This window comes from Microcoleus sp. T3_B1, from assembly GCF_036700445.1.
Classification (GTDB): domain Bacteria; phylum Cyanobacteriota; class Cyanobacteriia; order Cyanobacteriales; family Microcoleaceae; genus Microcoleus.
In genome coordinates this window covers 1-9187 of sequence record NZ_JAUBOX010000148.1, presented here as the reverse complement: position 1 = coordinate 9187, position 9187 = coordinate 1, and the positions used below count along the sequence as shown (strand labels likewise).

At 50.0% G+C, this 9187-nt stretch carries 8 protein-coding genes and 1 pseudogene; 8 read left to right on the top strand and 1 reads right to left on the bottom strand.

The window, feature by feature from the left end:
• The 6 genes and pseudogenes from QT990_RS34780 to infB all read left to right on the top strand — a co-directional run.
• Positions 1 to 313: pseudogene (locus tag QT990_RS34780) on the top strand (RNA-guided endonuclease TnpB family protein); the annotation flags it as partial.
• Positions 310 to 543 carry a hypothetical protein gene (locus tag QT990_RS34775; protein WP_333144211.1) on the top strand — a complete coding sequence of 78 codons (234 nt, stop codon included), beginning with the start codon at positions 310 to 312 and terminating at the stop codon, positions 541 to 543. The pseudogene QT990_RS34780 and the gene QT990_RS34775, both read left to right, overlap by 4 nt.
• Before the next feature lie 254 nt (positions 544 to 797).
• Positions 798 to 1265 carry a ribosome maturation factor RimP gene (gene rimP, locus QT990_RS34770; protein ID WP_333466348.1) on the top strand — a complete coding sequence of 156 codons (468 nt, stop codon included), beginning with the start codon at positions 798 to 800 and terminating at the stop codon, positions 1263 to 1265.
• Between the two features lie 293 nt (positions 1266 to 1558).
• On the top strand, positions 1559 to 2839 hold the full coding sequence (gene nusA, locus QT990_RS34765) for a transcription termination factor NusA (protein ID WP_333144209.1): 1281 nt from the start codon (positions 1559 to 1561) through the stop codon (positions 2837 to 2839).
• A 435-nt stretch (positions 2840 to 3274) separates the two neighbouring features.
• Positions 3275 to 3589 carry a YlxR family protein gene (locus tag QT990_RS34760; protein ID WP_333144208.1) on the top strand — a complete coding sequence of 105 codons (315 nt, stop codon included), beginning with the start codon at positions 3275 to 3277 and terminating at the stop codon, positions 3587 to 3589.
• A 382-nt stretch (positions 3590 to 3971) separates the two neighbouring features.
• Entirely contained in the window at positions 3972 to 7136 is a 3165-nt protein-coding gene (gene infB, locus QT990_RS34755) for a translation initiation factor IF-2 (protein WP_333144207.1), read from the top strand.
• Here infB and QT990_RS34750 read toward each other — a convergent pair.
• A complete protein-coding gene (locus QT990_RS34750; RefSeq protein ID WP_333466347.1) occupies positions 7111 to 7239 on the bottom strand; it encodes a hypothetical protein in 129 nt (42 codons plus the stop codon). The genes infB and QT990_RS34750 overlap by 26 nt on opposite strands.
• A 284-nt stretch (positions 7240 to 7523) precedes the next feature.
• Here QT990_RS34750 and QT990_RS34745 point away from each other — a divergent pair, with 284 nt between their 5' ends.
• Complete coding sequence (locus QT990_RS34745; protein WP_333309023.1) at positions 7524 to 8261, top strand: low-complexity tail membrane protein; 738 nt, start codon at positions 7524 to 7526, stop codon at positions 8259 to 8261.
• Positions 8262 to 8502: 241 nt separating this feature from the next.
• Complete coding sequence (locus tag QT990_RS34740; RefSeq protein ID WP_333309025.1) at positions 8503 to 8727, top strand: hypothetical protein; 225 nt, start codon at positions 8503 to 8505, stop codon at positions 8725 to 8727.
• Positions 8728 to 9187 lie beyond the last annotated feature (460 nt).

The following is a 9187-nucleotide window of genomic DNA, read 5'->3' as shown; positions in this document are numbered from 1 at the left end:
CACAGTAATTGTGCAGGAAGAATCCTACACATCCCGCTCCAGTTTTTTAGGTTTAGACCCAATTCCTGTTTATGGAAAAACAGAAAAAGAGCCTGTGTTCACTGGTAAACGGATCAAGCGAGGTTTGTACAAAACATCGACTGGTCAGTTAATTAATTCTGACGTGAACGCAGCGTATAACATTCTCAGAAAAGCAATCCCAAATGCGTTTAGCAATGGGATAGGGAGCTGCGTAGTTCAGCCGAGGCGGGTCAATCCGCTCAAAGTAAAAGTGAAAGGGGAGGGGCTTAACGCCTCCCAGGTCTATAAATGACTATACTTTTGCCAGCTATCAACCAGGAATTTGCCCTCGCCCCACCCCACTCCAAAACGGTGATGAAGTCGTCCTTATTCCCCCTGTCAGCTCCCCCCTTCTGCCCTCGGACAGTCCGCCGATGGCGATCGGTTTGTCACCGGGCGGGCGATCGAGCTAAACTGAGAACTGAGGCCTGCCTTCGATCGGAAGAAGTCCTCAAACTTCTTGGAAGAAATTGTTTTACCTAGGAGTGGGTCAAGCCCACTTTTTTTGTTGCATTAGTCGCAGGAAAAGAGCTCAGGGCGTCTGACTTGCAAGTTGAGGACTGATTTAGTAGGGGTAATCCCCCCGCTTGAGATCCCTGCTGGGATGTCGGGTAAGTCCCAAAGTTGAAGACGAAAGTCGCAGCCACCTAATCAAACCACCTCAAAACCAAGCAATCTCAACAACAAATTTTTCCTTGCCGTGTCCGAGTTTAGGAGTTTTAACTTAAGTATTCGATATGACTCATCCCCTAATCCCACAAATCATTGACTTAGCTACCCCCGTTGCGGAAACACTGGGATTGGAAGTAGTGGGAGCAGTGTTTCACACCAACCAAAACCCTCCCGTCTTGCGGGTAGACATCCGCAACCTCCAACAAGACACTGGTTTAGCCGACTGCGAGCGCATGAGCACAGCCTTCGATGCCGAGTTAGAGGCAGCCGACATCATACCCGATGCCTACGTGCTAGAGATTTCCAGTCCCGGAATATCCCGATTGCTCAGCAGCGATCGAGAATTTATTACCTTTAAAGGTTTCCCCGTGACAGCAAAAACCACCGAACCCGACTCGCGAATCAAAGAGTGGAAAGGCCTACTCGTGGGCCGGGATGAAACAGCGGTTTATCTCAATCAAAAAGGGCGACAGGTTAAAATTCCCCGCCCTCAGATTGTCAAAGTTGAACTAGACGAAGGAAAGGAGATGTAAAGGGAAATTTTGAGTGTTGAGTTGTAGGGGCGGTGCCCCTGTGCCCGCCCGATTTGAGTTTTGAGATTGCCTCGCAGCAAGCTGAAAACGCTTGGCTGCGAGTTAATTTTTAACAATCACATCTGTAGCAGCGGGTTGAAGAGGAACAACAAATAAATTGTTACAGCACCTAGCTTCCCTAATCCTATCCAGTAACTCATCAATCATTGGTCATCACTCTTTCTCGATAATTTCCCAGTACCAATTACCGATTACCAGTTACTTATTACCACAGCAAAAAAGGAGAGTTTTATATGTCAATGGTTCCCCTGCCCGGACTAAAAGAAATGGTCGAAGGCATTAGCAAAGAACGCAATTTACCCAAACACGCCGTCCAAGCAGCCTTGCGAGAAGCCCTGCTCAAAGGATACGAACGCTACCGCCGTACCCAAAAACTGGATCACTTCAGCGAAGAATACTTCGACAACTTTGATGTAGAACTCGACGCAGAACAAGAAGGTTTCCGCGTTTTAGCCAACAAAACTATTGTCGAAGAAGTCATCAATCCCGATCACGAAATCTCACTTTCGGAAGTGCAAGAAGTAGCCACGGAAGCTCAGCCGGGGAGCATCGTGCTCGTAGATGTAACACCAAATCAAAAAGAATTTGGTCGCATGGCCGCGATCCAGACCAAACAAGTTCTCGCTCAAAAACTGCGCGACCAACAGCGCAAAATGATTCAAGAAGAGTTTAAAGATTTAGAAGAAACAGTTCTTCAAGCAAGAGTGCTCAGGTTTGAGAGGCAGTCGGTAATTTTAGCAGTTACCAGCAGCTTCGGTCAGCCAGAAGTAGATGCCGAACTCCCTAAGCGCGAACAGTTGCCCAACGACAATTACCGGGCAAACGCTACATTCAAGGTTTATCTCAAGAAAGTAGGCGAAGGCTCTACTAGAGGGCCGCAGTTACTTGTTTCTAGAGCGGACGCAGGTTTGGTGGTTTACCTGTTTGCTAACGAAGTACCAGAAATAGAAGACGGGGTGGTGAGGATTGTCGCCGTAGCCAGGGAGGCAAATCCGCCCTCCCGGCACGTCGGCCCCCGGACTAAAATAGCAGTTGATACTCTCGATCGCGACGTAGACCCTGTAGGAGCCTGCATCGGAGCGCGGGGATCGCGGATTCAGGTAGTAGTCAACGAATTGCGTGGCGAAAAAATCGACGTGATCCGCTGGTCTCCAGACCCAGCAACTTATATTGCTAACGCTCTGAGTCCCGCTAGAGTAGATGAAGTGCGTTTAGTTGCTCCAGAAGGCAGGAGAGCTCACATTTTGGTCGCTGAAGACCAACTGAGTCTTGCCATTGGCAAAGAAGGTCAGAACGTCCGTCTCGCAGCCCGCCTGACAGGTTGGAAAATCGATATCAAAGATATTGCTAAGTACGATCGCGCCGCCGAAGACAGCAAATTGGCAGCAGAAGCAACCAGGCTCGAAGAACTAGAAGGCGACTACGACGAGGAAGCAGGCGATTACGACGAGGAAACCGCAGAATTTGAGGAAGAGGAGGCAGCCGCTACGGAGGAAACCGAAGCCGCAGTCTAAAAACTGTGACATTTACCGAAGAAGAATTCAGAATTCAACAGCCAGAATCCAGAATTGGTTCTGTGCGACAGGAGGGAGAATCGAGGTTGAAAGCCCCCGATTTTAATCGTGGAGCACAAAAAATTTTTTCCGTAACCCTTACCCCTGACTTGAGGCATGGCGTATTTTGAATTCTGAATTCTGTCTTCTGACTCCTTGTCATAAGATTTTCTATCTTCGGGAGACAAGGAGGACTTGTCCCCTACTCGCTCCTCTCCCCCCAGGGCGGTTTCATTCTCAGGAAAACCGCGATTTTGACTCTTGTAGTGCCAAGAATGCCTACCCCCCCCACAGACGATTTCACAGACCTTTGGGACATGGGGCAACCACGGGGGGATTGCCCCTACGCAGAATGAAACAGCCCTGCCTCTCCCCCTACTCCCCCTCTGACAAGAAATGAAACCGAACTACCGGTGCTGTGCAAGTTGTCGAAAAATAGCTCCAAAGGAAGCTTTTTGGCGAGTAGTCAGGCTCTATCCTTCTCATCAGGTACAATTAGATCGTGGCATGGGCCGTTCTGCTTACCTTTGTCGGGAAGCAGAATGCCTCAAAGCAGCTCAGAAAAAAAATCGACTTGGGCGATCGCTCAAAGCGTCTGTGTCTGACGAACTGTACCAAACACTTTGGCAGCGTTTAGCCACATCTGACTGTACATCTTACTCTGGCCTAGCCGGACAAAAAACCGACAATAGTTCGGTATCGACTGTATAAACCCTCTTGGCGGCCCTACCAGTAATTACCGGTAGCGCCAGCTATAAAACCCCAATCCGATCTGCCCACCAGTCTGGAAAGATTTGTGTCAGATTAGATAAGGGTAGGGTACTAGCAGAGGTATCCTCAAGGTGGAAAGGCAAACTTTGAAGCTTGAGAGAGTGGGTTTTGCCAAAACTCAGACTTCGGAGTTCCAAGTTCCCAAACAGACTTGAGAATTCTTCAACCGCCGACTTCAGCGAGTTGCATCTTTTAGATAAAATTGCTGAGCGAGTACCAAAACCCCGATTCCTGACACTGAATCAATCACACCGAATGATGTCGTCATTAGCACAAAAAATCACAATGTAAAAACTGGTTGGCACAAAAGAGGGCAGAGTGGATGAACAACGGCAAAGTAAGAATTTACGAATTATCACGGGAACTAAATTTGGATAATAAAGACATCTTGGCAGTATGCGAGCGGCTCAATATTTCAGTCAAGAGCCACAGCAGCACAATTACAGAATCCGAAGCAGAGCGCATTCGCAAAACGGCGGAAAAATACGTAGCCAGTAGCCACTCTTCCCCCGGCAAGCCAGCTCCACCCGAAAGAGCAGCCGCGCCATCTAGAGAATCTGGCCCTCACCCTAACGACCAACAAAAAAAGCAGCAAATTTTAGAAATACGCAGTCCAAAAGTACGTCCGGCTGGTGCAAACTCCCAGCCTGCAGGCAACGAGGAGAACAAAAACCAGCCCGCGGCAACCGTGGCAACTCCTCCCAAGTCGCCTGCAGCTCAACAACTCCAGCCTCCAGCTAAACCGAATATCAATCGACCTGTACTGTCGAAGCCAAATGTCGCTGTGTCGGCGGCTCCGTCAGAAATAGTGTCGGAAACTGTAGGTGCGATCGCCCCGGAAACAACCATCCAGGCTCAGGCACCGGCGGCACCTCAACCGCCGTCGGAAAAGGCTCCAGAACGCATCCAGCAACCGCCGATCGCCCCTCCCGCGCCCTCGGCCAAACTCACGTCGCCGCCAGTCAGAGGGGCGTCCGAGTCCGCTAGCCGTACCCCACAAAATCTGGGGAACAAGCCGGTACTCAAACTTGCAAAAAGCGAGCAAGAGCAATCAGGACAGTCAGAAACTCTGGAAGCGCCGGCTAAACCGAGCCGCCCCAGCAGACCTGCACCGGGAGGTACAGAATCTCGCGACGCGCGCATACCGCGCCGGGAAGGCGCTGGTGGCCCAGTCAAAACTCCACTGGCCGATCGACCCCAACCCGGTGGGCCGCGCCGGAGCCTTGCCCCCGCAACGTCAGCTACCGGGCTGCGTAGCCGCGGCGGTGACACCGGAGCTGCAGGGGATGACACGGATGACAATGAAGAAGATAATACGCCGTTGCTGGGGATTACTCTCCTCGAAAGGCCCTCCCTCCCTCGTCCTGCCAAAAAGACATCGGTCATTTGGGAAGAAGATGATGACGAAAACTCAGATGCTGCCAAAGCTGCTAAAGCTGTTAAGGCAAAACGTTCTCGCCTCAAACCCATAGACGAGGATGACGATGACTTAGAAAACGGCTTGGATCTGCCAGCACCAGTCACGGTCAGCCTGTCCCTAGCCCGCCCAGCGAAAGCGAAGGGACAAGCAGCACCCAAGTCAACACCAACTCCGGGCGCACCCGGAAGCAGCGGAAAAAATAAGAGACCAGGCCCTTCTCACGATAAAAGTTCTTCAGGCTCGAGCGGGGGACGCGGCAACCGGGGCAAAACAGCCGAAGCTAAGGTAGAACGTCCAGAAAAGCTGCTGCTGAGCAGGCCGATGACTGTTCAAGAACTAGCACTTACTCTGGCTGTTCCCGAAACCGAAATTATTAAGCGGCTTTTCTCTAAAGGAATTGCGGTAAATATTACGGAAACCCTGGACATTCCAGCGGTGAGAATGGTAGCCGAAGAAATGGGCGTAGAGGTGGAAACCCCAGAAAAAGTAGCCCCAGCTCTCAAAGTGATCGAGATGCTGGACGAAGCGGATTTGGAATACCTCGAACGCCGTCCCCCAGTAGTCACGATTATGGGTCACGTGGATCACGGTAAAACTACCTTGCTCGACTCGATCCGCAAAACCAAGGTGGCTCAGGGAGAAGCTGGGGGGATTACCCAGCACATCGGTGCTTACCACGTGGATGTGGTACACGAAGGCAAGAGCCAGCAGGTGGTATTTTTGGATACGCCCGGTCACGAAGCCTTTACAGCGATGCGGGCTAGGGGAACACGGGTTACGGACATCGCCATCTTGGTGGTGGCGGCGGACGACGGCGTGCGACCCCAGACAATTGAAGCGATCAGCCACGCGAAAGCGGCGAAAGTGCCAATTGTCGTGGCTATCAATAAAGTTGACAAGGAGGGTGCTCAGCCGGAACGGGTGAAGCAAGAGCTTACTGAGTACGGCTTGGTCGCAGATGACTGGGGCGGCGATATCACGATGGTTCCAGTCAGCGCGATCCGAGGCGAAAACCTGGATACGCTGTTGGAAATGATTCTGACAGTCGCGGAAATGGAAGACCTCAACGCCAACCCGCACCGACCGGCTAAGGGTACTGTGATTGAAGCTCACCTCGACAAGGCAAGGGGGCCTGTGGCAACTCTGCTGGTGCAGAACGGCACTCTGCGAGTGGGCGATATTGTGGTCGCAGGCTCGGCTTTGGGCAAGGTGCGCGCAATGATCGATGACCGGGGCGATCGCGTAGAACACGCAACTCCATCCTTCGCGGTGGAAGTGCTAGGGCTGCGGGAAGTTCCTCGCGCCGGAGACGAGTTTGATGTCTTCGCAAACGAAAAAGAAGCTGCGGCGATCGCAAGCGGAAGAGCTACCTCCCGACGAGATTCACGCCTGCTGCAAGGCGGCCGGATCAGCCTCAGCGGCTTCTCTCAACAAGCTAAGGAAGGCGTTCTCAAGGAACTCAACTTGATCTTGAAGGCAGATGTCCAAGGCTCCCTCGAAGCAATTGTCGGCGCTCTGACTCAACTTCCTCAAAAAGAAGTTCAACTCCGACTGCTGCTATCTGCTCCTGGGGAAATTACAGAAACGGATATTGACCTCGCTGCAGCCAGTAATGCTGTAATTATCGGGTTCAATACTACTCTGGCCACCGACGCTCGCCTCGCGGCTGACCAAGCTGGCGTAGACGTGCGGGAATATAGCATCATCTACAACCTCTTGGATGACATTCAAGGGGCGATGGAAGGTCTGCTGGAACCCGAATTGGTGGAAGAACCTTTGGGTCAAGTCGAAGTGCGCGCTGTCTTTGCGATCGGTCGCGGGGCTGTGGCTGGATGTATGGTACTCTCTGGCAAAGTCATCCGTAACTGTAAGGTGCGGGTGCGCCGCGGCAACAATGTCGTTTATGAAGGTGTCCTCGACTCCCTAAAACGGATGAAGGAAGATGCCAAGGAAGTCAATGCTGGCTTTGAATGCGGCATTTCTTTGAGCGGGTTTAGCGACTGGGCGGATGGCGATATTATTGAAGCCTACCGGATGGTTACTAAACGCCGGACTCTCTCTCAATAGTTTTGAGTTGTGAGTGTTGAGAGGGAAGAGAATTTTTGAGCGATCGCAACCAAATTGCCGATCGCTCGCCACTCTTCTCTTCACTCAATACTCCCAAACTCATCTGACAGTTGACAGTTGACAGTTGACAGTTGACAGTTGACAGTTGACCGAAAGAAGAAGGAAGAAGGAATTAAGAACTTCCTAATCGTCTTTACCCTTGCTTAAAATTTAAAATTCGCTCCCTCAAATAAGAATTACCGAAATAAACCAGATTTCTGCTTGTAAGTCCTCGGTTTGATAGCTAAATATTTACTCCTGGCATCGGATTTCAGAGTCAAGAGTGCATCCCAAAATCTCAAAATCCAAGATTCAAAACTCCTAATTCATAACTCATAATTATTTAAAGTGCGTTCTTTTTGGTCAGATCCTTTTTTGTGGATTCACCTTTCTGGGGCGGCTACACTGCCGATATTCCTGGGAGTGTGCTTGCTGGGACTCGCAGTGGGTTCTCCCCTGCTCCCTGTCTGGTTAGAAATGTTTTTAGTGGCTGTAGCAGGTATTTTTCCTGTGCTGTGGATGCAGTGGTTCCGCCCTTTTTACATTTTTAGCATTTTAGTTGTGGCGGTGAAACCGCAGAATTTAACTTCTGTGCAGCACCGGCTTCTGACTCGGTTTAAAACTAAGTTAAATCAAGGAATCGCTCTTTTTATCGCTGTTTTGCTGGCAATAATTTTGTGGCAACTCTACCGATTGGCTCCCCTCGCGGCAACGGTTGCTCCCTTTCCTCCTTCCTGGCGAGTGGCTGGATTGTTGTTGGCAGTTGCTGCTTTTTTAGCTAGCAATTTGTTTTTGCAGGTGTCGGCTAGTGTCATGGCGGTTTTGCTGACGCCGGAATCAGAATTTGCAGCGACAAAGCCTCATGTTTTAGAAAAAATTCGGCAGGATTTTACGATCGCACCTTGGCAAGTCGATCGACTTTTGCCGGCTTTGGCAGCCGAGACAACTGCCGCTGTGGCGGCACGCGTAGAGTCAATGGGGCCAGCATCCGGCATAGGGAATTCGGCCGGCAGTATTGTCAACCCAAAGCCTGCTGACACCAACGGCGTTACATCCCTACCCGAAGAGTCGATCGAAAAAAAGTGAAATAAAAAATTAAGAGGGGGACAATTGTAGTTTAAGCTACTTTAATTTGTACAGATGTATGCTGTAAAAAAATAGGTAAGACCCCTCTTTGGATAGAGATTATTAATAGTCTTAATATTTAATTTTTAATTGCAGGTTGTGGAATATTTTATGTTGGCTCTTTGGAGAGAAGAATCTATAATAGAGAGTGTCAAGGTCAGCTTTCAATCCTTACAGGGGATTAAAACAGAGGTATAACAATATGGCGAATTATCTACCGCTCGCACAACAACCTCAAGCCGCAGAGCCGATCGAGCTGTGCGAAGATTCTGAAATCTGGGGCAGTCTCAAATCCGCGATCGGCGCAAGTTCAGGATTTCAACGCTGGCAGCTAGAACTCAATTTTGAGCGTCAGCAGCAAAATGCCACCATCGATCAGCAGGTTCGTTCCTATCTGCGGGAAACTTTAGAAACTTTGGCTTATTGAGAGCAGCCAAGCCAAATGCTGTAACCGATAGTACCTTTCCATCGCCCCATGTTTAAAACCAACTTGAAACACGGCGTTAATTTCACGATTTTTCAGAACAAAGGGCGTTTTAGAATGAATCATAGATATCCTAGCTCCTTCTATTCAGGAGCTAGGACGTTATCGATACCTACTCAAAAAAATGAGCTGAGTTCCTTGACGGGGCGACAACGCCTATCTTACCTTGATGGTAAAAGCATTGAATCCCCTGAACCTCAAAAAAGATAGCGGATTCTGGACAGGCTTATTGACTCATAAGATCGTCCGAGATAGGGTTGAACCAGATTCTCTACGCTCGCCACTCTCTTTTATTGACTGCTTTGTAAAACTTATCTAAACTTATCTAGGGCTTGCTGAATAAGTTAGAAAAAATCGCGATCGCGTAGCTAACCGCAGACATCGCACTTGATGGGCAATTCAA